We start from the raw sequence: 24,191 nt of genomic DNA, 5'->3' as shown, positions 1-24,191 counted from the left end.
GTCAGAGCGAGGCAACGGCGCCGGCCCGGGGACGCGGAAGGACGGGAACGGACGGCACGCCGAGGGCGACGGCGGCGTTGACCAGTGCCAGGTGGCTCAGTCCCTGCGGCGTGTTGCCGAGCTGGCGGCCGGCGGAGGGGTCGTACTCCTCGGCGAGGATGCCCACGTCGTTGCGCAGGGCGAGTAGCGCGTCCATGCGTTCGCAGGCCTCGTCGGTGCGGCCGACCAGGGCGAGTGCGGAGACCAGCCAGAACGAGCACGCGAAGAACGCGCCCTCCTCGCCGGCGAGGCCGTCCACGTTGGCGTCGGCGTCCTGGTGGGCGCGGTAGCGCAGCACGAGGCCGTCGTAGGTGGCGAGTTCGCGTTGGACGGCCTCGATGGTGCCGATCACCCGTTTGTCATCGGGCGGCAGGAAGCCGGTCTGCGGCAGGAGCAGCAGGGAGGCGTCCAGCTCGCGGCTGCCGTAGGACTGGGTGAAGGTGTTGCGCTCCTCGTCGTAGCCTCGGGCGAGGACGGTGGTGTGGAAGAGTGCCGCGACCGCGCGCAGGCGGGCCAGGGTGGCCCGGTCGTGGTCCGGGCGGCGCTCCAGGAGCCGGACGGTCCGGTCGATCGCGACCCACGCCATGATCTTGGAGTGGGTGAAGTGGCGCTCGGGCCCGCGGATTTCCCAGATTCCCCGGTCCGGCTTGTGCGCGGTGGCGACGACGAGTTCGGCCAGCCCGAGCAGCAGCGCGTCGGCGGCGGGATCGGGTTCGAGTCCGGCGTCCTCGGCGGCCAGCAGGGCGTCCGCGACGTATCCGAAGACGTCGAGCTGGAGTTGACCGGCCGCGCCGTTGCCGATCCGCACCGGGCGCGAGCCCTGGTATCCGGGCAGGTGATCCAGGACGGTCTCGGTGAGCTCGCTGCTGCCGTCGAGTCGGTACATGATTCGCGCGGTGGCGGCGTTGCCGATCGTGTCGACCAGCCACGTCCGCCAGGCACGCGCCTGCTCCAGAAAACCCCCGGCGCGCAGCAGTTCCCGGATGGTGAGCGCGGAGTCGCGCAGCCACGGGTAGCGGTAGTCCCAGTTGCGTTCGCCGCCGATCTCCTCGGGCAGCGAGGTGGTGGGTGCGGCGATGACGGCGCCGGTGGGCCGGTGGACGAGAGAGCCGAGAACGGCCACCGAGCCGAGGACGGCGTCGCGGTAGCGCCCGGTGCAGGTGACGTTGGCACTCCAGTCGGCCCACTCCCGCAGGGTCGCGGCGAGCGCCTGGCCGGCGTCCGGCACGAGCGGGACCGGGGCGTCGGGCTCCTGCCAGGTCAGGGCGTACGCGGCCTCCTGTCCCGCGGTCAGGACGATTTCGGCGACCGCGGCTCCACGTCGCCGGGGCCGATGGTCGGGACCGTCCAGCCACAGGGCGGAGCCCTCGTGCTCGGCGGCGAAGCGTCGCACGCCGTCGGGGCTGGTGACCTCGCGCAGGACGGCGTGGGAGCGGCCGTAGCCGGGCGCGACGACGATGCGGGAGGTGACGCTCACCCGGCCGCGCAGACACCTGGCGATCCGGATCACCTGGGCGGGCCGCTCGGCACCGGAGACGGGCATGAACTCGGTGACCTGCAAGATCCCCTCGGGCAGCTCCCAGACCTGGTCCAGGACGAGGCCGCCGCCGCGGTAGGCGCGGCGGGTGACGGGGAAGGGCTGAGCGGAGGTGGGGGAGAGCGACCAGTAGCCGTGGCGCCGGTCGCCGAGGAGCGCGGTGAACACCGCCGGCGAGTCGAACTCCGGCAGGCACAGCCACGGGATCGCGCCGTGGAGGTCGACGAGGGCCGTCGAGCGGCCGTTGCCGATCGGAGCATAGCCCTCGATCGGGAGGGGAACGGGCATGCGAAGTCCTGGTGTTGGAGGAGTGGTGGGAGGTCAGGGACGGGAGCGGGTGTGCGCGACGAGCTGCTCCGGCAGCCGCACGGCCCCGGCTGCGGCGGGTCGGGACGGCGGCCGGGAGAGGCCCGTCCTTGCGTCCGGGTTCACGCCACCGGGCAAATCGGCTCCAAGTAGGGGATGTGGTTCGGCGGGGGCAGCGCGACGATTCCGGTGATCACGGCGATGGCTGCGGCATGGGTTCGGCTGCCGCGCCGGGAGAGCGCCCGGACGACTCGTCCCTCGACCGTCCGTGCCGTGCGCAGGCTCAGGCCGACGGCGCTCGCCCCGGCCTCGCTCAGCGTCCCGGTGCAGATCAGCGCCGCCACGGCCCGCCCCGCCTGATCCAGCTCGGGGACGGGGTCGGGCAGATCGGCGCGCAGCCGCTCGGTGCCGATCGCCCCCGCCGTGATTAGGCGGACGACCAGGTGCGCGTCGTCCACGGCGCCGACGCGCCGGCGCAAGTCGGCCAGGCGGGTCCGGACCAGGTACTCCCCGGTATGGACGTGGTCGCCGATCTCGGTGACGCCCAGCCCTTGGGCGGCCAGTTCGGCGATCCGGCGTTCCAGCGCGTTCAACTCGGGCCTCGGGGCACGCCGAGGCCCGGTGTCCGGCACGATGCTCGGGGTCGTCAGGATCCGGCGGACCCCGGCTTCTCCCGCCACGGGCGCCTGGTCGGCGGTGCACACGACCAGCAGCTCGTCGAGCGGGGCCCCGAGCAGGTGGGCGGCTTCCAGATAGGCGGCGGTGCCGCGGTCGTACGCCCCGTGGCGGACCGCGCACGTCCAGGCCGCTCCCAGACCTACCGCCTCCACGGCACGGTCGGCATCGACCGCCACCGCGGGGAGCACCAGGGCGCACGGGACACCGAGGGCCAGTGCCTGGTGCACCAGCCGCACGACGGCCGGCGCCGTCCTGCGGGGCGCCGCCCCGGCCAGGACTTCTGCCAGCGACGGCAATTCCGGCAGGCCGGCCAGCGCACCGAGGTGTAGGGCCAGACCCTGCGCGGAGCGCAGCGTCGCGACCGAGCGGTCCAGCGGATCAGGGCTATCGGGTTCAGCGTGCGCTTCGTCTACGAGTTCGGTTGCACCGGTCCCTCCCTTCGTACGGTGGTGCAGGGTGCGGCCCTGGCCCGAATCGGCCGCCATGGGTGTGGTGAGGCCAGCCAGGGTGTCCCCGGCCGGATCGATCAGCTGCTGTTCGAGCGCCCGGCGGACGGCGACGACGCGCTTGCGGGTACCGAGCGCGTCCAGCACGGCGTCCTCGTAGAGCTCCGCCGCGCTCTCCCGGACCTCCAGCGCGCGGGCGACGTCACGGCGAATCCCACCCTGCCCCCAGATCCGCAGGATCAACTTCTGCTCGTCCGACAGCACCGGAGCAACACCCACCGAGGCCGAACGGGGGAGCAGACCGGACTGCCATCCCTGTACGAAGGCGTGAACTCGGTTCGTGGTGTCCAACTGGTCGTACACTTGCCGCAGGTGGCCCTTAACGGTGTCGACACCCAGATTCAGGGCCGCGCCGATCTCCGCGTTCGTCATCCCGAGGCCAGCCCTGTCCAACACCGCGACCTGCTGCGCGGTCAGCGCCGTGGGCGGTACCTTCATCCGCATCAGCTGATCCCCCCGAGCATGGGAATCAGCAGCACGCCGGGACCTCCGGCCTGCCGGGTGCGGCGCGGCATCAGCACGACTCCGACGGCTGCCGGAGCTCGCTGAGCTTCACGTCCGGCCAACCGGCACCCAAAGCCCGCAACGGCACCAGATCGGCCAGCACGGCCGCCGCGCTCGCCTGCTCCCTCGACCGAACGCCGAGGGCCCGCAGGATCGTCTGGATGTAGGTGTTCACCGTGTTCACGGTCAGCCCCAGATGCTGTGCGATGGCGTCCGCGCCCTCGCCGCCCACCAGGCCGGCGAGGACCTCGACGTGCCGCACCGACAGCGACTTGCCGGTGGGGTTCATCACGTGCACGTCCGTCACCAGGCCCCAGGCCGCACCCAGGGCGGAGGCGTGGAAGTGCGACTTCGCACCGACCTTCGTCGCCAGGGCAATGACGGCGGCGCCGACCTTGGCTTTCTCGATACCGGTGGCGCGGCTGGTCTCGCCGTGCAGAGCGCCGCGGGCCACCTGTTGCAGGAGGAGGACGTCGGCGTCGGACAGATCGGGCTTGACGGGAACGGGCGCGGGCATGGGGGACCTCCAAAAGGAGCGGGGTTGTGACGGGGGTGGGGTGGGGGCTACCGGGTGGGCTGCGGCCGGTGGAGAGCGGCCAGCAGCGAGGGCCCGATTCGCCGGGCGGCCTGGGAGCCGATGGTCAGGACCAGGTCGCCCTGCTGCACGAGGGAGGCAACCAGGGCCTCGGGGCCCTGCCGGTGCAGGTCGGACTCGAAGCGGATCACCGTGCCGGTGGAACTGGCGTTGAGGATGGATTCGCCGCCGTCGGCGTGGTTCTGACCACGGGGGAACGTCGAGTGGACGGGAAGCAGTACGGTCCGGTCGGCAGTGCCCAAGGCTTCGGCGATCAGACTGGCGAGGGCGTTCGACCGCAGGTGCCCAGAGGGCTCGTAGACGGCCACCACCGCGCCCTCTGTGAGCATCCGGGCGCCCTGGAGGTCGGCAGCGATCTCCTTCGGGTGCACAGCCCTGGACTCGACGACGTCGGTGCCACCGGCCGAGCCGAGCCGGGTCAGCGACCGTTCGACGCCCGCGAACGCGCCGAGCCCGTCGACGAGTTCACGGCCGGGAACACCGAGGGCCCAGCCCGCGGCCCACGCGGCGGCCACGGCCATGGCGTTGTTCGTCCCGGCGACCGGCGCGGTGAACGTGTGGCGTTCGCCGTCGGCCTTGACGGTGACGCGGTGGTCCTCTCCGGTCCAGAACGTCCCTAGGACCTGGACGTCCATGTCGGTGCCGCGGCCGACGGTCACCACCCTCGGACCCGGCCGGTGCCTGCGCAGCCGGTCCACGACCTCCTGGCAGCCGGGCTGGGCGACCCACACCACCACCGTGTCGCTCCGCCGGGCGAGGGCCTCCATCTGGTCCAGCGCTTCCTGCTGGTTCCAGAACGCCGGCGGTGCCGCATCCACGGCGGTGAACAGCGTCACCGTGGGGCTCAGCCCTTCGCCGAGCGTGCGGAAGCGCCAACCGGGCGGCGAGGTCTCGTGGCTGGAGCCGTCCGGACAGAGGTCCACCACCAGGACCTCTCCGCCGCCGTCATAGCCGGCGGAGTCCCCCATCGGGGCTTCGGCGAGGATCCACCCGGGATCGCGGCTGACGAGTGCGCAGGTGAGCGCGGCGGCAGCCATGGTGGTCGAATGGCTGCCGGCGACGGCGACCGTGACCGGTGCCGTGCCGGCCAGCAGCTCGACGGCCCGCGCGTAGCCCATCATGGGCAGGCCGTAGCCTGCGATGTGGCTGGTGAGGTCGTGGGTCACGGTGTTGTCGCCGCCCCAGATCAGCGAGGCTATACCGGGGGCGACCGTTCGGAGTGCGGCCCCGCGACGCTCAAGCCGCTCGACCAGCTCGGGACGAAGGCTCGCCTGCACGGGGGAGATCGTGACCCGGGCGTGGCGTCGGGTGAGGTAGGAGGCCAGTCCGGCCATGCCGGGGCTGAGCGGGTCGGGGATGTGCACGGCGCCGAGGACATCGGGCAGCGGCAACGGGCGCCGCGGGCGGGTCGGGGCCTTGGTCGAGATCGGGTTCACGCCGCAGCCCCCACGGCGACGGTGCTGTCCGCCAGTTCGACGAGCCGGGCGGCGATGTCGCCCAGCTGGGCGTTCTTCCCGCACACCGCGGCGAGCATCGAGCCGTCGTTGGCGCCGACGAGAATCAGCGTGCGGCCGGACCGGTCCTCGATCACGCTGTGGCCCCAGAGGCCCCGTTCGGTGGTGCTACGGCCGATGATCTCGGTGCTGCGGTTGCTCACGGCGTGCAGCGCCGCCATCACGGCCGACCAGCGGTCGGCGTCGTCCTCGCTGACCCCGGGCGAGCTGCCGAGGACCAGCCCTTCGGGGCTGACGTGGATGGCGGCGAGGGCGCCGGCGGTGCCGGTGACCAAGTCCTTCAGGAACTGCGGATGGCGCAACATGTGAGCCTCCTTAGCCAGAACGAACGCGGGGGAGGAGGGGTCGAAGCGCGAGAGGATCGGCTGGGACCCGAGGGGATCGCCTGGGTGGCGTCTCCAACACGTTCAGAGTGGCCAAGAGGGTGGTGTGAGCGGGAGGGGGGCGATGGGGACAACCCCGGGATGGCGAAGTTGTCCCCATCAACGGAGCCGGGAAGCCTCGAAGACCTATCCGAGCAGCGGCTGGTGAGGTGTAGCTTCACCCGCGCCGACGAAACGGCCGACCGTGGCATGGCCGGAACCCGTTCCGGACGGCGACGAGGTCAGATGACGGTCCAGCCCCACGGCCGGGCGCCTTCCCGGCCTTGGATACAGGCGAGGCGGTAGTGGGCCTGGGCGTGATGCCGCGCGGGGTCGGCCGCGGCGAGTTGGAGGGCGAAGCAGGTGACGCGCAGCTCGCGGATGTTGCGCAGGACCGGATAGCTCGGCCACTCCGTGACGTCGGCACCGTAGGCGGTGCAGATGGCGTGGTACTGCTTCGCCGTTACGCTGCCGAAGCTCGTGAAGCCGGCCGCCATCGTCGCGAGGTCGTATTCGCGCCGGCCCCTGGAGGAGCGCTCGAAGTCGAGCAGGTACGTGATGGTTGGGGTGACCGCGGTGTTGCCGCCCCAGGCGTCTCCGTGGACCACGCAGAGCGGCCGTCCGGCGGGGAGCTCGTCCCATGCGGTCTGAAGGTCGGCCAGGTACCCCCGCAGCCAGTGCCGCTGGTGCTCGTCGAGGGTGACGGCTTCGTCGATCCGTTCGGCGAGCCGGACGAGCGGATCGAGGAGGCCGAGGTCGATGTGCCCGGGCACCGGCAGCTCGTGCAACCGGCGGAGGAGGGGCGCCATGTCGGCGCCTGTGCCAGGTCGGTGGGGCGGCAGTTCGTGCCAGAAGGTGACAGGCCGGTTGCCAACGAGGGCCGGAGCGGAGAACATCTCCAGCGGACGGACGACCGGCAGGCCGCACTCGTGGAGCCAGCGGGCTATCGCGATCTCCTGCACCGCCGCGGACCACTGGCCGGGTCGGGCGACGCGGGCCACCACACCGTCAGGGAGACGCCACAGGGCGTTCTCACCCAGTCTGATCAGCTCGGCACCGTCGGCGGACAGACCGGCGTCGGCACATGCGCTGAGCAGGACGGCGTGGGAGTCGCTGGCAGTGGTCACTCACCTACCGTAGCGGCGATCTGGATGCGCAGGCCTTCGAGCCTGGCGTGCTGTTCGTACCGACGTGCAAGCTTCGCCAGCTCCTGGAGGTCCCGCACAGCTCGGTGCGAACGGAGCTGTGCGACCTCGGCCACGGCCCGCTCGGCCTCCGGAAGCGCGGCGTCGGGGTTCCCCATGATCAGCAGCAGCCCGGCGAGCTTGGTGCGGCTGAACGTCCTGGACCGGGCGAACGGTTGGGCGTGCCCGTCGACGGCGGTCCTGAGCCGGCCGAGCGCATCGTCGACGGCGTGGCCCGCGAGCGCGAGGTCGTAGACGGCGTGACCGGTGTCGCCGTGGTGCTGGGCTTCGTCGTAGTAGGTCATCCAGCGCGACTCCTCGGCGGCCTGGAGCTGGGCGTACGCTTCGTCGGACCGTCCGATGGCCGTCAGCGCCGCCTGGCGGTTGCCCAACCTGGCGTGCCCTCGCGCCGCGGCGTTGTGCAGCATGGCGCGCTCGGCCGGGGAGAGCCGGTCGGACCGAACGAGGCCCAACTCGGCCAGGGTCACGCCGTCGTCGTAGTCCTCGCACCAAGTGGCGAGTCGGGAGCGCAGGTTGTACGAGACCGCACGTGCCGACCAATCGCCCGCCTCCTCCGCGAGGTCGGTCGCCCATCGAAGACGCCGACTGGCCTCGGCGAACTCACCGGCGTCGAGCAGGACGGCGCCGGCGGCCGAGGCGAGACGGCTCGCCGCGGTGAGCAACTCCGGGCGCAAGGTGCTGCTGCACGGCGCCGAGGTGAGAGCCTCCGCCCACCGGAGCTGCGCGACGGCCGTCTCCCGTACGAGCCCGCCTCCACCGTGCAGGTTGTCCCAGCTGCGCAGGACCGCAGCCGCGGATCGTACGTGGGCCACATCCCCCAGGCGCACCGTCGTTCCTGGTTCAGGGCTGATGGGGATCGTCGGGGCCACGACGGGGGTGGAAGGGTACAAGGGGGCGGTTGCGGGGTGCGGGTCTGGTGTCTCCGTCGTTGTGACGACGGCGTCGTCCCCGCTACGGAGGCCCACCCGCATGTACACCAGCACCAGGCTGCGCGTGAGCGCTCCGCCGGTGTCCAGGGCGACGTCGAGCGCTTCGGTGTGATGCTGCACGCACCTGCGCTCACCGCGTTCCATCTTGCCGATCAGATCGCCGCTGAGGTGTGCCCGTTCGCCGAGCTCGTCCTGCCCGTACCCCCTCAGCGTGCGCCACTGCCGGATCTCGTTGCCCAGCCATTCCTCGGGCGAACGCTCCGGGTACAGCGTGGTGGGTCGTGCCGCCATATCGGCCCCCTCGACCCGGGATGGGGACAAGCGCGTTGTCCCCATCCCGGGGAAGTTCTCTTTCCTGGACTGGGAACCAGCGGTTCCACGCATCTGCCGCGATGGATCCGGCGTCTTCGTCAGCGCCGCACGGCCTGGTGCTCGGCCTCGTCGATGTCCGGCTCGAACTCGCCGTCCTGGCATCCTCGAACGAAGGCGATCCACTCCGCCGAGGTGAAGAAGAGGACCTTCCCCGTGGCCGAGTGCCGAAGCGCGGTGGCGCCGCCTGTAAGGTACGCGACCTCCAGGCGGTTCGTGGGATCGCTGCCCGGAGCCGCCAGCCACCGGGCCGCGCGGAGGTCGAGCGTGTAGAGGCCGGCCTTGGCGACCGGCACGTCCGTCGTCACGCGTCGACCAGGGCGTCGGCTGCGAGGGCGTGAATGAACGAACGCACCTGATCGGCATCGGACCGGAGCGCCGGGATCTCCGGGTTCTTCGAGTCGCGGATGGCGATGGCCGGCAATCCCGGCACGGCCGCCATCTCGACGCAGTTGCCGTTGTTCGCGGTGTAACTGCTCTTGTGCCAGAGCACGTTGTCGAGCGGTACGGCGTAGAGGCGATTCTTTTCGATCATGATGCGGTCAGTCTTCTCTCGGTCTGCTCGATGAGCGCCAGCGAATCCTGGGGGCCGAGGGCGGCGCGCAGGAGGTAGGAGTGGAGGCGGGCAAGACGCCGAAGTCCGAGCGCGTCGTCAACGACGATCGTCCCCGTGACAGCCTCGGCGAAGGCTGTGTCCGGTGAGTCCTGGCCGCTGCCCTGGAACAGGGTGAACGCTCCGGTCAACGCGCCTTCGGCTCCTCGGTCGAACGGGACGACTCGAAGGTCCACGGTCTCCAGACGGCAGACGTTCTGGAGATGACGGAGCTGCGCCGCCTGGACCGCCGGCCCTCCCACTTCGAACTCCAACGCCGCCTGGGTGATGACGGCCGTCAGGCGAAGGGGGACTTCGTCGCGCAGACGACGCTGCCTCATGTACTTCACCTCGACCAGGCTGTCGACCTGGTCCGGGCCGAGCGCCGCGAAGCCGACCTCGGTGACGGCGCGGGCGTAGGCCTCGGTCTGCAGCAGGGCGGGTATGTACGCGATCTGGTACTCGGCCGCGGAGGCGGCCTCGTGTTCGTAGGAGATGAACTCCGTGTACCTGCTGCTGAGGACGTCCGCGTAGGCGTCCCACCACATGGCCGTGCGCGCCCGCCCTCGACGGAAGAGTGCTTCCAGGTGCGCCCGGTCCGGCTCGGGGACATCGAAGAGGTCCATGAGGGCCTCGAAGTCGGCCGGGGTGGCGCTGCGCTTGCCGGTCTCAACCCGCGTGATCTTAGAAGTGCTGCACCCGATCCGGCTGCCGACCTCTTCGGCCGTCCAGCCGGCGGCTTCGCGTCGACGCCGCAGGTCGGCACCGAACTTGCTGCGTGCGGCGAGGGGTTGTTGTGGGACGGCTGGCACCATCGATCCCTCCGCGAAGCCGTGATCCAAGGGACTCTGTCGTTACGTCAGCTTAGCGGGAGCCCATGCACCGCACATGCTTGGCAAGAGAATTGGCATTTTGCCAGTCACGTGCTTGACGGCGTGAGGGGAAGGCGGGACCCTGATGGCGGTGACACACCGCAGCGAATTGGATGCGGATTGCCACCTCTCATTCGCTTGTGCCCCAGCGACCTCGTGACGTCTTGCCGAGGTCTGCGCCAGGGTCTTCACCCTATTCGCCCCAGGGCGACCAGCTGGTGGACACGACCCGCTCTCGGCCTGGTGTGCCCCGCCGCCACACGTCTCGGTCGGCGCGCACCTTCATGGTCCGTTCTGTAGGGCCAAGCGCAGGCCATGGCCGCGGCGGCAACGCCGGGGCACCCGATTGGAAGGGATGACGTGTGGACCAGAAGACACGGACGGATTCGTCCGGCGGGGGCAGCACGGCGGAGGACACGATGGTGGCGCAGATCGTGAAGGCCGCAGGCCGTACAGGCCGGGCACCGCTGCTGATCCTCGGCGCCTTCGAACGCGTGGGCTCGAACTGGGTCAGCGATCAGCTTCGAGCCTCGATGCAGCAGCACAACGAGCCCTTCCGGCAACAGCTCGGTGTGGAGCACCCCCTGTCGGCCCTGAACCCGCGGCCCGACTCCGAGCTGACCGCACTCAACCGGCACCACCTGGCCTGTGCACTCCACGACCTCCACGGCTCGGAGCGGCACGCCGTCAAGGAGACCAATCTGTTCTTCGCGTCCAGGTCGGTCACCGGGCTGCTGCCGGAGTCCCCGGTCCTGGTCCTCACCCGCGCACCGCTCGGCATCGCGTCCTCGTTCGAGCGCGGCGGCTTGTGGCAGCGCTGGGCGTACGCGGAGCGCTACCTCGGCCTGGCCCGCACCGCCAGGACGCCGCGATGGCGGGACTGGTCGCCGCTGCTGCCCCTGGACGATCCGCAGCCGCCGGTGGCGCTCGCCCGGATGATCGCCGTCAACGCCCTGCTGCTCGCCGAGGCGTTGCGCGCGGACCTCGCCGGATGTGGCCGTCCCCTTGCCCACCTGCCGTACGAGCGGCACGTCTCCGCGCCCGAGGACGTACGTTCTGGGCTCGCCCGATTCCTGGGCGTCCCCGTGGCCGCGCCGTCCGGTATGCCGAAGCGCGGGGACGGTGGGGACTTCGACACCAGTCGACCGAAGAGCGAGCTGGTTGCCGAACTACCGGCGAGCAGCGCCGCGTTGGTCCATCACCACGTCGCCACCAGCCTGGCCCGCGCCACCGCGATCGTGGACGCGGCGACCGTGAAGACCGCGAGCCACTGGCTGGCGGGAGACGACGAGTACGAGCTGCGTGAGCCTTACGAACGTACCCGGCGGCGTGTGGCGGTGCCGATGCAGGCGGGCTCGCGGCTGCCGAGCGTGGGCTACCGTCGAAGCGGGCTGAGCCCGGTGACGTGGCGCAATCTGCTGATCTCGAACCTGGAGATGGCCGCCACCGCCGAGGAATCCACACCCTGTGGATTCCCGCCGGGAGGGCAGGAACTGGACGCGGCGGCCGAGGCGTTGCCCGCGCCGACGACCGCGACCGGCAGGGCCAACACCAGCGGACCGCAGGCGACGACGCCGACGAGCACGCCGACCGTCTTCTTCACGACGGCCCCCGGTCACCGGGCAGCGGCCGACCGGGCAGGGGAAGAGAATGAGGGCACAGGTGTGCCAGGGCATGCTGCATCGCAGCGGCTCCTCGGGGATGCGTAGGAGAACGCGGTGCCGGCCTCTCGTGCGAAGAAGTCGCCGGCACCGCGCCGGTGGTGAAACCGCCCTTGTTCAGGGCGGGCCCGGGTCACGGGAGTTGGTAGCTCCAGGACGCCAGTCTCGGGTCACGCGCGGCAGCCGGCCGCGCTCGTAATCTCAGCCGGAACACGACGGCGCTCCTCGGGATTCAGGGGGGAAGGGGATGCCGCCCGCACGTGGTCACGCCTGCACTGGGCAGCACGGATCAACACGTGCCGGGCCAGGGCCGTTTGGCCTGCTGCCCGGTCGGCATGGCGAGACAGTAGACGCGAAAGTCGGCCGCACCAAACGACCCCTCGGCCGAGCCCTGCATCCCGTCGTGCTCGTTAGGCACGGCCGCCGATCGCGGCTACCTTCCCCGGCATCCCCGCTCCCGGCGGCTGCCGCTGGGCGCCGCCTGGAGCGGGCCCAAGCACCATGCGGAAGGAAGACCCGTGAGCTACCAGCTGTACCGAGGCGACGCCCTCACCGTGATGAAGACCCTCCCGGACGAGTCCGTCAACGCCGTCATCACCGACCCGCCGTACAGCAGGGACGGGCGCACCAGCCGCGACGTCCGCGGCAAGCTCACCAGCAGCAGCGGCGTCTACGACTTCAAGACCTTCCCTGAAGAGAACCGCGACCACCTTGCCTGGCTCACCGAACTTCTCGCCGAGGCATACCGGGCAAGCACCGAGCACTCGGTCGCGATGATCTTCTCCGACTGGCGGCAGAAGCCCGACATCAGCGAAGCGCTCCGGATGGCCGGCTGGACCTGGCAAGGCACCATCCCCTGGATCAAGCCTGCCAGCCAGCCCTGCAAGGGCGGCTTCGAGCAGTCCGCCGACTTCATCATCTGGGGGGTCAAGGGTTCCCTCGACAACAACCGTGACCTCTACCTGCCCGGTCACTTCACCGCCACCGAGCCCGGCGAGGACCACACCACCCAGAAGCCGCTGGAGATCATGCAGCAGCTCGTCCAGATCTGCCTCGAAGGTGGCACCGTCCTCGACCCCTTCACCGGTACCGGCTCCACCGGCATCGCTGCCCTGCGCGAGGGCCGGCGCTTCCTCGGCATCGAACTCAACCCCCACGACGCCGACATCGCCGAACAACGACTGCACGCGGAGCTGACGCAGGACGACTTCGTCCTCGCGGGACCGGAGGCGTGAGCATGGGAGCCGTCACCAGGGCGAGCGACCGAAGACGTGAAAGGGCGGCCGGAGTACCCGGCTCCAGCCGCCCTTCCTCGTCCTTCACGACTCCTCGACCGCCCGCCCGATCAACGGCACCGCCTTCTTCACGTCCGCCGACGAGACGATCCGCGCCTCAGGCCGTGTTCCCAGGTGCCCGATGCTGCAGACGTCGCGCGTGAAGCCCTCCTCTCGCGAAGGGGCCATAGCACCAAGGATCGTTGACTGGTGTGCGGTAGCGTGCTGCCCATGCACACCTCCACGGACGTGCATGGGCTGAGGCCCCGGCCATTAGCGCTGGCCGGGGCCTCAGCTACGACACTGGGGCCTCCTCTCCATCCTGAGGCAGCTACTTGAGTGCTGCGGTGATCACCCCCGCCACAGCTGCCAGTGCCGCGATGACACTGGCGTTGCGCCGAAGCCACTGTCCGAACCTGTTGCGTCCCATCGTGCGCTCCTCGTAGTTCACGAGACTCGGGGGTAGTTGGCCCCGAGCCGGACTTATGTGCTGGGAGCCGAGGGGCCGCTTTGGGGCGACACAGGAGAAAGTACAGGACCGTGCGATGACGCGTTGGATGACGGGCTCTCTGCCTGATCCATCTTCGTGACATGGAGATGGGTTGAACACATCGGAGGCGGATGGCTGGAAAGGTACTGATCGGCTGGCGAGGCTCGCAGGTGGATAGTCCGCAGGCGCATTCCGCCCTGCTGGAAATTAGCTCGAACTGGTGACGATCGGAAGACTTGAGAACGTTCATCAGTTCGTGACGACTATAGTCGGGTATCTCCGAGGGGCGACCGAAAAGGGCGCGCCATCGGCACCATTGAAGGGTGACCTGGAGGGGTGTAGACCAGGCCCCGATGTGGTTCCCCTCCGCGCCAGTTAATGGCAGCGGCACTGTTGAGTCGTTCGGTGTCGCAGTGCAGGTGCGAACTGCCCGTGCACTGCGGCACCGACGGCGAGATGCGAAATTCCGAGCTGGGAACGTGGAGCTCGGGGGTTGTCCGCCGCGAACGCGAGGGATTACGTCGGCAGCAACAACCAGGGTGCTTCGCCGTACCCGGTGAGCTCCCCTTCGTAGCGATCCAAGCCAGTTGGTTGCAGTCCTGTCGATGGGCGTGCGCATCCGAGGGCGGCATGCCTGGTACTGGCCGCCAGGGAGGCTGAAGAAGGTCCTCGGCAAGGTTTACCCAAAGGCATCTCTGAATCGAGCAAGTGGCGGATTATGTCGCCAGCCCACCTCTCTGGATAGAAATTGACAAATATTCACTCGAACGAGTGATGACTGTCGGTGGGGGCTGCTTCGATGCGACCTATCCGAGAGGTTTCTCACCGAGGAGGGTTTCATGGAGGCGTTGTACGAGCGGCTGGCCGAGGCGGCGAGCGGGCTGTCGGCGGACGGTGCGATCAGGGTCACGGCCCGGTACGAGCCGGTGGCCGGCGTGGGGGCGCCGGTGGCGCCGCCGACCGTGAAGGTCAAGCAGACGGTCAAGGACCCGGCGACGGGGAAGGAGAAGGAGGTCGACGGTCCGGGCCAGTTGTTCGAGGACCGGTGGGTCGGCGGGAAAACGGTCCAGGTGGTGCTGCTGGATCAGCGGCAGTCGCAGGCGAACCGCTGTGAGACGGCCCTGTTGGAGGCCGTCGACCTGGGGGACGCGGTGGTGCCACATCTGGCGCTGCACGTGACCGCGGAGGGCCGGGTGCTTCGGATGACGAACCTGGACGCGCCGCACCGTTCCCGCGATGCCTACTTCCGGGACGCGCTGGACGAGGCCGGGGTGAAGTTCGACGACACGGACGCGGGCCGGGCGCTTCGCGATGCTGGGACCGGGGATGTGCGGGCCTTCCTGGAGTCGGCGCCGTCGGACCTGGTGTACGGGTTGTGGGATTCGCACCGCAAGCGCCGTGTGCAGTTGAAGGTGCCGCGCACCTACACCTCGGAGCTGGTGGGCCTGGACCCGCTGGCCGGGAAGCGGGCGGCGGGGCGGTTCGACAAGTGGAACTTCCCCGGCGACCAGGTGGAGCTGACCGCCGACGGCTGGAGGCCGGTGGAGGGCACGGGGAAGAAGGGCAAGGGGAAGACGCTCAAGGCGTCGGCGGTCGGGCACGGGATGATCCCGCCGGTCGAGGGCATGGGCGGGGTGACGGTGCGGGCGATCGAGCGGAACGCGACGCTGGCCATGGCGGGCCTGAGGGCGCTGCGCTTCGGTGACGCGCCGAAGGAGTACGTGCGGGCGGGAAGGGCCTTGCTGGGGGCGCTGGCGCTGCTGGGGGACCGGCTGGCGTTCGCGGCGCCGGCGGTGCGGCTGCGGTCGGGCTGCGACCTGCTGCTGGTGTCGGAGCGGATCGAGTGGGTCGGCCGCGGGCGTGAGGGCGTGGCGGTGACGGAGCCGCTGGAGCTGGACACGGCCGCTGAGGCGCTGGAGCTGTTCGAGTTCGCGCGCTCGCGGGCGGAGGAGGCGGGCCTGGTGTGGTCGAAGGAGCCGGTGCGGCTGCGGCCGAACACGCAGGTGCAGCAGGCGATCGAGCGCTCCTTCCGCCTGGAGGGTATCGGCGAGGCGGAAGGCGAGTAGAGCGTCATGCCCTTCCACATCTCGGTGGAGCTGCTGGAGCCGCTCTACCAGGCAACCGCCATGGACGGTGAGCGCGCGGAGTGGCCGCCCCACCCGGCCCGCCTGTTCTGCGCGCTGGTCGCGCACGCCGACCTCGACGATGCCGCGCACCGGATGGCGCTGACCTGGCTGGAGGCGCAGGAGCCGCCCGTGGTCACGGTGCCGGCCAGGCCGATGGAGGCGGAGCACCCGCGTGCGGCGTGGGTGGTGACCAACATCGTGGACCCGGGGAAGGTGACCCACGGCCTGCTGCCGGGACGCACCGCCGGCGGCGTCCCCCGGGCGTGGGCGCAGAAGACGCTGTCCGGTACGCGGATGGTGTTCAGCTGGGCCGCCGAACCCGGGGAGGAACTCGCCCCGGTGCTGAAGGGACTCGCCTTGCGGGTGCCGTACTTCGGGCGCTCGACCGGCGCCGGGCTGCTGGATGCCTGGTGCGGCCCCGACGAATCCGGCGACGAGGATGGGTGGCGGCGGCGCTGGAGGCCTGCCGCCGGCGGGGAGTACCCGAAGGGCTCGCGGCCGATCCGGGTCCCCTACCGCGGCTATCTGGCCTGGCTGGAGGAGGCGTTCGAGGAGCAGCGGCCGTCCTGGAGCCAGTCGGTCACCCACCACTACCTCGACCCCGACTACACCGACTCGTCCGAAACGTCGGTCGTGGAGGGGCCGTTCGGTGACCTGCTGACGTTCTCGTTCGCCCCTGGCGTGGCGCTGAACCCGCGGTGGACGCTGGAGCTGACCGGCCGGCTGCGGGGCGCGGTGATGAGCACCCTGGAGGCGATGGGCCACGACGTCGAGGCGATGACCACGGTCCACGGCCACAAGAACAGCCCGGACGACCCAAGGCCGGCGGCCTACCTTGCGCTGCCGTTCGCCGGCCACCGCCACGCCGACGGGATGCTGCGCGGCCTGGGTATCGCCCTGCCCCGCGAGATGCCGACGCAGGACCGCAAGGCGCTGCTCGCCGCACTCCTTCGCCATGACGGGGGCTTGCGCCGAATCTGGTTGGCGGACGGGGAGCCACTGGACCTGGTGCGGGTCAGCCCAGCCGACCAGGACTCGTGGCCGCTGACCGTTCAGCCGTGGGCCTGGCAGGGGCCGTCGGCGGTGTGGACCACGGTGCTGCCGATGGTCCTCGACCGCTTCCCCAAGAAGAACGAGGAAGCCGCGTGGGCGGACTCGGTCGCGGCCAGCTGCATCGCGGCCGGGCTGCCCGAACCCGCGCGGATGCGGGTGAGCCCGCGCGCTGGCCTCGCCCCCGGCGTGCGAGACACGGACGGGTTCCCGGTGCGCCGCAAGGACGGGGAGCGGCCGCTACCGAGCTGCCACGTGCGCCTGACCTTCCCGGTCCCGGTCACGGGGCCGGTGGTGCTGGGCAGCAAGAAGAACTTCGGCCTGGGCCTGTGCCGCCCGGAGCCCGACTTCCAGGAGGACGACCAGTGACGGGCACCGAACGGCTGCCGGCGATCGATGCGGCCGAGTTCCCGGCGTTCTTCCGGGAGGTCCACCACCACGCCCACTGCCCCGACGGCGCCACGACCGCGACCTGCGCCGGCTGCGAGGGCTGGGAGCCGTTCCCATGGCAGAACGCCTACCTGGCCGCTGTGGCAGCCGGCGCGCACTGGCCCGACCTCGACGTTCCCACCGCGCTGGGGAAGACGACGTTCGTCGACATCTGGCTCTTCCTCCTCGCCCGGCAGCACAGCTCCCACCAGCGCCAGGAACTGGGCCGCGAGCAGCGGACAGTGCCGCTGCGGCTGTTCTTCTGCGTCGACCGGCGCCTGGTGGTCGACCAGGCCCACCAGCACTCCGTCGAGCTGGCCGCGGCGCTCGCCGGGGCGCCGGCCGGTTCGGTGCGGGCGAAGGTCGCCGCCGTGCTGCGCGATCTCGGCGGCGGCGAGTTGCCGCTGGAGGTGGTGCGGATGCGCGGCGGCACCCGGTGGGAGTCGAACTGGGTGCGCAGCCCGGCTCAGCCGCTGGTGGTGACGTCGACGGTGGACCAGTACGGCAGCCGTCTGCTGTTCCGTGGCTACCACACCTCCGCGCAGCGGGCTCCGATCGACGCCGCCCTCACCGGGCACGACGCTCTGCTCGCCTTGGACGAGGCGCACTTGTCGAAGGCTCTGCTGGCGACCGCCGCCGACACCGTGCTCTACCAGCGGACGGCGGTGCGAGGGGAGTTGGCGGCGAGGGCGCTTCGGGTGGTGAGCCTGTCGGCGACCAGCGCCACCAGCGGCCGTCCCCGCCTGGGCATCAGTGACGACGACCATAAGCATCGGATCGCGGGGCCGCGGATCGCGGCCAAGCGCCACGTGACCCTGCTGGACGCCAGCAGTTGGTCGAAGAAGCCCGCGGAGGCGTTCGCCCTGGCCGCCGAGACCGGCCTGGACGCCGTCCTGCCCGTCCTGCGGCTGCCCGCGGTCGCGGTGATCGCCAACACCATCACGCACGCCCGCGCCGCCCACGAGGCGCTGGCCCGGCGCCCCGACGTGGACGTGCTGCTGCTGACCGGCCGCTGCCGGCCCGCGGAGCGCGACCTGCTCGTCACCGGCCCGCTGGCCGAACTCCTCGACGGTGTCAGCCGGGACCGCGAGCGCCCCCTGGTCGTGGTCAGTACCCAGACCCTCGAAGTGGGGATCGACTGCACGTTCGGGGCGATGGTCAGCGAATGCGGCGACTGGGCCTCCGTCCTGCAGCGCCTGGGACGCCTCGACCGCCGCGGCGAACTCGGCGCCGTGCCCGCGATCCTCGTCCGCACCCACAACCCCGAAGACCCGGACCGCATCCCCGTCTACGGTCAGGCCGCCGCGAACACCTGGCGGTGGCTCACCGGGAAGGCCTCCACCCATGACACCCAGGATGCCGCCGAGCTGACCCCCCGCCTCCTGGACGGCCTGGTCCTCAACCCCGCCTCCCTGCCGGGTCTGTTGGACGGCACCGACACCGCGCCGCTCACCCGCGCCGGCGAACACATCCCCCCGGTCGAGCAGGTGCGGCTGGGCGCCTTCGCCCGCACCAGCCCCATCCCCGTCCCCGACGAATCGCCCGCCCCCTTCCTCCACGGCCTCGACACCGGCCAGCCCGAAGTCCAACTCCTGTGGCGCGCCGACCTCCCCACCGGCACCACCGACCCCGAGACCCTCGCCGAACACATCCGCACCACCCCCGTCCACACCGCCGAAACCCTCTCCCTGCCCCTCGCCGCGGTGCGCCGCTTCCTCACCCAACCCCGCGCAACCCCCGACACCAGCGACCTCGAAGGCCCCGACGCCGACACCACCCCCGAACCCCGCAACCCACCCACCCGCCTGCGCACCATCGTCCTCCAACGCGAGACCGACGGAACCTGGACCACCCCGCGCGGTGTCGGGGACCTGAAGCCCGGCGCCACCCTCGTCCTGCCCACCGCCGCCGGCGGCCACGATGCCTATGGCTGGACCGCCGACCCCGACGCCCCCGTCCCCGACCTCGGCGACCACCCCACCGACAACACCCGCACCCCGCTACGCCTGGACCCGGCCGTCCTGGCCAGTACCACCGGCGCCGACCCCGAGCAGTTCACCCCGATCATCAAGCAGGCCCTCACCGACCTCACCGCAGACCCCGACGACCCGGACGCCTTGAGCACGACCGACGCGGTCCGCGCCGCGATCACCCGGCTGCTCGCCGCCCTGCCCACCAACACCCCACCCGACAGCGCCGCCCGGCACACCCCGGCGCTGCGCCGGCGGCTGGAGGACTTGCTGGAGGTCGCCGAGTGGCGCACTGGACGGTCGGCCGCGGCCGGGGTGGTGCTGCTCGACCACGGTGGTCCGGGCCGGATCGTCCTCGTCCCGCCCCGGGTCGCCGACGCCGGCCGCTACCGGGTCGCCGTGGACGACGAGGACCCGGACAGCAGCAGCCTCACCCGCGCCGTCACCCTCAAACGCCACCATGAGGCCGTCGGCGAACGCGCCCGCGTCTTCGCCGAGGCCGTCGGGCTGCCCGAGGACCTGGTCGAAGCCGTCGTGCTGGCGGCCCGGGCGCACGACTGCGGCAAGGACCACCCGCGGTTCCAGTGCATGCTCTGCTCCGGTGACCGCCTGCTCGCCGAGTCCCTGCCCGAAACCCTCGCCAAGTCCGGAATGGACCCCGCCGACCGCGCGGCCCGCCGACGCGCCGCCCGCCTGGCCAACTGGTCCAAGGACCTGCGCCACGAAGCCCTCAGCGCCGCCGCCGTCCACACCTGGCTCGCCACCGACCCCGCCACCGCCCGAGGCCTCGACCACGACCTCGTCACCCACCTCGTCGCCGCCCACCACGGCTACGCCCGCCCGATGCTGCCCGCCTTCGCCGACCCCGAGCCGGTCCTCGTCGAGTGCACCATGCCCGACACCGCCACCGTCACCGTCTCCAGCACGGTGATCGGCACCGACTGGATGGGCCCACGCCGCTTCCGCGCCCTCAACCGGCGCTACGGCTTCTGGGGCCTGGCCCTCCTCGAAACGGTCCTGCGCCTCGCCGACATCGCCTGCTCCGAAGAAGGCAGCTGACCATGCACCAGCTCGAACTCCCCGCCCTGCGCTCCGACGACCCGCTCGGCTTCCTCGCCGCCCTCGGCATCCTCGAACTCACCACCGCCACCCTGCCCACCGAGCCGCACCTCCACTGGAAGGGCCCCGCCGGCGCAGCCGTCCTCACCACCGACCAGCCCCTCACCCTCGACACCCTCACCGAGCTCCTCACCAGCCACCTCCCGCCCAAGCCCGCCAAGACGGCCCCCACAACCGGGAACCCCGCAGACGCCGCCGAGACGGAGGACAGCGAGGCCGAGGACGCCGACACAGCCGACACGGAGGGGGAAGTCTGGGACTCCTTCCCGCACGTCCCCGGACTCCTGACCCGACCACGCGAGAACACCACCGCCCCCAACGAAGCCCTGCGCATGCGCGTCGACACCGCGCACCAGACGCTGCGCGAACTCGCCCGCTCCGAACGCGAGACGGGCGACCACCAGGCCCGCTGGTTCGCGTCCCTGACCAACGTCATGTGCTTCGAAGACACCAAACCCAAGACCGGCAAGAACGACCCGGAACCCGAGGAAGAACCGGGCTCCGCCACGGTGCGGCGCACCCCCGTCACCCCGCTGATCGCCGCCGCCGGCCAGATGACCATCACCGGCCTGATGCAGAAAGCCGTCCTCGGCTGCCACAAGGACCCACGGCAGATCCGCTCGGCCCTGGACGGCTGGCGCCGCATCCCCGACTACGCCTCCGCCAACTTCGACCACCGCTCCCTCGGCGACGCCCACACCAACTCCGAAGGCAAGCCCTACCAACGCGGAGCCCCCGGCCCCACCTGGCTCGCCCTCCACGCCCTCGCCACCTTCCGCCTCACCGCCACCGGCCGCACCCAAGCCGCCACCAGCTGGGACACCACCGACAACCGCGGCGCCCTACGCTGGCCCGTCTGGACACCCCCACTCACCACCACCGACGTGACCGTCCTCCTGGAACACCCCGCCGTCCGCGCCACCGAACCCGGCACCAACCGCAACGCCGGCATGCTGACCAACCTCGGCGTCACCGCCCTCTACACCGCACCCCGAACCGGCCTCAAACAATCCAACGGCCCCCTCGCCGCCAGCCGCCACCTCTGGCCCTAAAACCCCACCGCCAACCACGCCCCAACGCCCGGTCCTTGACAACTCCATAGCGCCGACAAACAAAACGAGACCCGACCGACCACGACTTCGGAACCCCAAGCACACACGAAGACACCCCACCGCACCGAAGCAACAAGTCCGAATTGCCCCGAAGGACGCCCCCTCAGACACAGCAACTGACCCGCCGAACGAACGAACCAGCAGCTCAACTACCGTCGCTCCGCACCATCCCGGTGCGGCACCGTCGCAGCCAGTTGCCGGCGTCGGGGGTGTAGTAGCCGGTGAGGGTCGCTCCGCACCATCCCGGTGCGGCACCGTCGCAGCAAGCTGACGAAGAAGTTCAGCGTCCTGGAGGACAAGTCGCTCCGCACCGTTCCCGTGCGGCACCATCGCAGCGCGGGGTCCCCGGCCCAGGGATCCGGACGTCCTACGTCGCTTCGCACCATCCCGGTGCGGCACCATCGCAGGCACTCTGCGGCCGAGGCCTTCGAGAGGTCTGGCCGGCGTTGCTCCGCACCATCCCGGTGCGGCACCATCGCAGCCTGCTCGGGGAAACCGGCTTCGTCCCGCACCCGCCCGTCGCGCCGCACCATCCCGATGCGGCACCATCACAGCGGCGCGCACACGCCTGACGACGCCGAGCGCCTCCGCTGTCCCTCCGCGCCGGTGCGGCACCATCGGAGCATGGTCCGCCCACGCCTCATCCGAGATGTGCTAGCGCGGGTTCCTCCGCGCCGCTCCAGCGCGGCACCATCGCAGAGCGAATATGCCGCGTAGGGTGATGCCAGCCGTCTGGCGCCCCTCCGTACCCGCCTGGTGCGGCACCATCACAGCCAGGTCACGGTCGGCGCCGGCCCGACCTGGACCAACGTCCCTCGGCACCAGCCTGGTGCGGCACCATCGCAGCGACCTGCCGTGGATCGGTGGCCTCATCGACCAACTCGTCGCTCCGCACCATCCCAGTGCGGTACCATCACAGGTCCTTGGGCTTCATGTCTTTGACCGGGACGAAGGCTGGTTCCTCCGCACCTTCTTGGTGCGGCACCATCGGAGCCTGGCCACCTCGGGGCACACCGACCAGCCCGTCCTGGTTTCGGGCCCCACTGGTGCGGCACCACCCAGCTGGCCGGCTATCAGGCCGGGCGCGCCTCCGCACCACTTCGGTGCGGCACCATCGCAGCACGAGGGCAATCAGCATGGGCGACACGTTCGCCCCGGTCGCTCCGCACCATCCCGGTGCGGCATCATCGCAGCTTGTACTCGTGCGCTTCATCCATAAAGACGTAGTCGCATTCCTCCGCACTATCCGCGTGCGGCACCATCGCAGCCCGATACCGCCCTTGGTGACCTGCTTGATTGCCCGCGTCGCTTCGCACCGTCCCGGTACGGCACTATCGCAGCCATTCGTTGGCCGTGTAGACCTTGGTCGGGTCGACGTCGCTCCGTACCATCCCGGTGCGGCACCATCGCAGCGATCTGATCATCACGTCGCTGAAGACCGTGGCCCACTGGTCGCTCCGCACCATCCCGGTGCGGCACCATCGCAGCTTCTACGACATCCTCGTCCCGACAGCCCGGCACTGGTCGCTCCGCACCATCGCAGCGACGGCGTCGCGTACCTGCGCCTCCGCTCCGCCAGGTCGCTCCGCATCATCCCGTGCGGCACCATCGCAGCGATGCGGTCTCACTGTCGTCGGTGAGTGGCGAGTCGCATCGCTCCGCACCGTTCCGGTGCGGCACCATCGCAGCCGGTATGCCACCGCCCCCTCGACGTGGATGAATGAAGTCGCTCCGCACCACCCTGGTGCGGCACCGTCGCAGCGTCGCCGCCTCGGCACAGCCCGGCAAGGAGGACCTGTCACTCCGCACCATCCCGATGCGGCAGCATCGCAGCGTCGACGAGACCGCCCCGCAGATCACCCTGCTGGCCCGGTCTCTCCGTGCCGTCCCGGTGCGGCACCATCGCAGCACGTCCTGGTGCTCGTCGTCACCCGATACACTCCGGGGTCGCTCCGCACCATCCCGGTGCGGCACCGTCGCAGCCTCCCGCTGTCTGTCTGCGAGATCGACGCCGACCGGTCGCTCCGCCACCATCCGCGTCACTCTGTCCCGGCGCGCACCGTCGCAGCCACAGGTACAGCTTCGGCTTGACCGCGACCTCGATCGTCACTCCGCCCCCTCCCGGTGCGGCACCATCGCAGTGAGTCTGACCTCGCGACGCGCTGCACCAGCCATCCCTGTCGCTCCGCACCACCCCGGTGCGGCACCATCGCAGCGCAGACCATGCGTTCATGGGCTTGGACGCCGGCACATCCCTCCACCCCTTCCCGGTGTCATACCATCACCGCGTGAAGGTCCACCAGGGCGACTGCTCTCTCGGTCGTTGCTCCGCGCCCTCCCAGCACGGCGCCATCGCAGCAGGTCCGCGCAGGCCGCGCACGGGTCCGGGTCCTGGTCCTAGTCGCTCCGCACCACTCCGGTGCAGCACGAGCGCAGCACGCGGGCCGAGGTCCTGTCGGCCGTCGCTGACACCGTGTCTCCGCAACCGCACTGGTGCGGCACCATCGCAGCTACCCGGCCAGTACCAGCTCAATGGGAGATCCGACGGTCGCCATCCCGGTGCGGCACCATCGCTGCTCCAACTGCTCCAGTGCTCCGCGCACCGTCTCGTAGTCGCTAGTCGCTCCACACCGTCCGGGGTACGGCACCATCGAAGCAGGTAGCGGTAGCGGTCCTCGCTGTCGGCCTTCAGGGTCGCTCCACACCGTCCCGGTGCGGCATCGTCGCAGGCCCACCTTCGACCCCGTCCCCGCCCTGGTCGGGACCAGTCGCTCCACATCATCCTGGTGCGGCACCATCGCAACAGCACGCCCGTCAGCCGCCGCCGTTGCGCCACGTCGTCGCTCCGCACCATTCCAGTGCGGCACCATCGCAGCGCCGACGAGACTGGCATGCGCTGGGGTGAGTACACCGTCGCTCCGCACCATTCCGATGTGGCACCATCGAAGCAAC

General features: G+C 70.8%; 17 protein-coding genes. 6 read left to right on the top strand and 11 right to left on the bottom strand.

Features of this window, described 5'->3' with window-relative positions; all coding sequences use genetic code 11:
• Position 1: 1 nt before the first annotated feature.
• From ACGF0D_RS32410 to ACGF0D_RS32365, 10 genes are all read right to left on the bottom strand, one after another.
• Positions 2–1,864: a glycoside hydrolase family 15 protein gene (locus ACGF0D_RS32410; protein WP_392922346.1), complete on the bottom strand. Its 1,863-nt coding sequence runs from the start codon at positions 1,862–1,864 to the stop codon at positions 2–4.
• A gap of 140 nt (positions 1,865–2,004) precedes the next feature.
• Positions 2,005–3,504 carry a LuxR C-terminal-related transcriptional regulator gene (locus tag ACGF0D_RS32405; RefSeq protein WP_392922343.1) on the bottom strand — a complete coding sequence of 500 codons (1,500 nt, stop codon included), beginning with the start codon at positions 3,502–3,504 and terminating at the stop codon, positions 2,005–2,007.
• Between the two features lie 76 nt (positions 3,505–3,580).
• The gene (locus ACGF0D_RS32400) at positions 3,581–4,087 is read right to left on the bottom strand and encodes a helix-turn-helix transcriptional regulator (RefSeq protein WP_392922340.1); all 507 of its coding nucleotides are present in this window, start codon (positions 4,085–4,087) and stop codon (positions 3,581–3,583) included.
• Between the two features lie 47 nt (positions 4,088–4,134).
• Positions 4,135–5,601: a hypothetical protein gene (locus tag ACGF0D_RS32395; RefSeq protein ID WP_392922337.1), complete on the bottom strand. Its 1,467-nt coding sequence runs from the start codon at positions 5,599–5,601 to the stop codon at positions 4,135–4,137.
• Complete coding sequence (locus ACGF0D_RS32390; RefSeq protein WP_392922334.1) at positions 5,598–5,984, bottom strand: roadblock/LC7 domain-containing protein; 387 nt, start codon at positions 5,982–5,984, stop codon at positions 5,598–5,600. Before ACGF0D_RS32390 ends, ACGF0D_RS32395 begins: the two co-directional genes overlap by 4 nt.
• A 299-nt stretch (positions 5,985–6,283) precedes the next feature.
• The gene (locus tag ACGF0D_RS32385) at positions 6,284–7,168 is read right to left on the bottom strand and encodes a phosphotransferase enzyme family protein (RefSeq protein ID WP_392922332.1); all 885 of its coding nucleotides are present in this window, start codon (positions 7,166–7,168) and stop codon (positions 6,284–6,286) included.
• Positions 7,165–8,466: a helix-turn-helix domain-containing protein gene (locus tag ACGF0D_RS32380; RefSeq protein ID WP_392922329.1), complete on the bottom strand. Its 1,302-nt coding sequence runs from the start codon at positions 8,464–8,466 to the stop codon at positions 7,165–7,167. Before ACGF0D_RS32380 ends, ACGF0D_RS32385 begins: the two co-directional genes overlap by 4 nt.
• A 119-nt stretch (positions 8,467–8,585) precedes the next feature.
• Positions 8,586–8,852, bottom strand: coding sequence for a DUF397 domain-containing protein (locus ACGF0D_RS32375; protein WP_392922326.1), 267 nt, complete (start codon positions 8,850–8,852; stop codon positions 8,586–8,588).
• The gene (locus ACGF0D_RS32370; RefSeq protein WP_392922323.1) at positions 8,849–9,079 is read right to left on the bottom strand and encodes a DUF397 domain-containing protein; all 231 of its coding nucleotides are present in this window, start codon (positions 9,077–9,079) and stop codon (positions 8,849–8,851) included. The genes ACGF0D_RS32375 and ACGF0D_RS32370 overlap by 4 nt, the downstream gene beginning before the upstream one ends.
• Entirely contained in the window at positions 9,076–9,951 is an 876-nt protein-coding gene (locus ACGF0D_RS32365; RefSeq protein WP_392922320.1) for a helix-turn-helix domain-containing protein, read from the bottom strand. Before ACGF0D_RS32365 ends, ACGF0D_RS32370 begins: the two co-directional genes overlap by 4 nt.
• Positions 9,952–10,427: 476 nt before the next feature.
• Between ACGF0D_RS32365 and ACGF0D_RS32360 the strand changes: the two genes are divergently transcribed.
• Both ACGF0D_RS32360 and ACGF0D_RS32355 read left to right on the top strand, forming a co-directional pair.
• Positions 10,428–11,717 carry a hypothetical protein gene (locus tag ACGF0D_RS32360; protein WP_392922317.1) on the top strand — a complete coding sequence of 430 codons (1,290 nt, stop codon included), beginning with the start codon at positions 10,428–10,430 and terminating at the stop codon, positions 11,715–11,717.
• A gap of 470 nt (positions 11,718–12,187) precedes the next feature.
• A complete protein-coding gene (locus ACGF0D_RS32355) occupies positions 12,188–12,904 on the top strand; it encodes a DNA-methyltransferase (protein ID WP_392922315.1) in 717 nt (238 codons plus the stop codon).
• Between the two features lie 84 nt (positions 12,905–12,988).
• Here ACGF0D_RS32355 and ACGF0D_RS32350 read toward each other — a convergent pair whose 3' ends face one another.
• Positions 12,989–13,132 (bottom strand): hypothetical protein, encoded by a 144-nt coding sequence (locus ACGF0D_RS32350; RefSeq protein WP_392922312.1) that lies wholly within the window; start codon positions 13,130–13,132, stop codon positions 12,989–12,991.
• A gap of 1,140 nt (positions 13,133–14,272) precedes the next feature.
• Between ACGF0D_RS32350 and cas7u the strand changes: the two genes are divergently transcribed.
• From cas7u to ACGF0D_RS32330, 4 genes are read left to right on the top strand one after another with little or no spacing between them, the layout of a single operon-like run.
• Positions 14,273–15,499 carry a type I-U CRISPR-associated RAMP protein Csb1/Cas7u gene (cas7u, locus tag ACGF0D_RS32345; RefSeq protein ID WP_392922309.1) on the top strand — a complete coding sequence of 409 codons (1,227 nt, stop codon included), beginning with the start codon at positions 14,273–14,275 and terminating at the stop codon, positions 15,497–15,499.
• 6 nt (positions 15,500–15,505) lie between these two features.
• Complete coding sequence (gene csb2, locus ACGF0D_RS32340) at positions 15,506–16,978, top strand: type I-U CRISPR-associated protein Csb2 (protein WP_392922307.1); 1,473 nt, start codon at positions 15,506–15,508, stop codon at positions 16,976–16,978.
• Positions 16,975–20,067, top strand: coding sequence for a type I-U CRISPR-associated helicase/endonuclease Cas3 (gene cas3u, locus ACGF0D_RS32335; RefSeq protein WP_392922304.1), 3,093 nt, complete (start codon positions 16,975–16,977; stop codon positions 20,065–20,067). Before csb2 ends, cas3u begins: the two co-directional genes overlap by 4 nt.
• 2 nt (positions 20,068–20,069) lie before the next feature.
• Complete coding sequence (locus ACGF0D_RS32330; RefSeq protein ID WP_392922302.1) at positions 20,070–21,179, top strand: hypothetical protein; 1,110 nt, start codon at positions 20,070–20,072, stop codon at positions 21,177–21,179.
• The last annotated feature ends 3,012 nt before the right edge of the window (positions 21,180–24,191 follow it).

The organism is Kitasatospora sp. NPDC048298 (genome assembly GCF_043201465.1).
Taxonomy (GTDB): Bacteria; Actinomycetota; Actinomycetes; order Streptomycetales; family Streptomycetaceae; genus Kitasatospora.
Note: the sequence above shows the minus strand (reverse complement) of the source record. Positions and strands in the feature narration are given on the sequence as shown.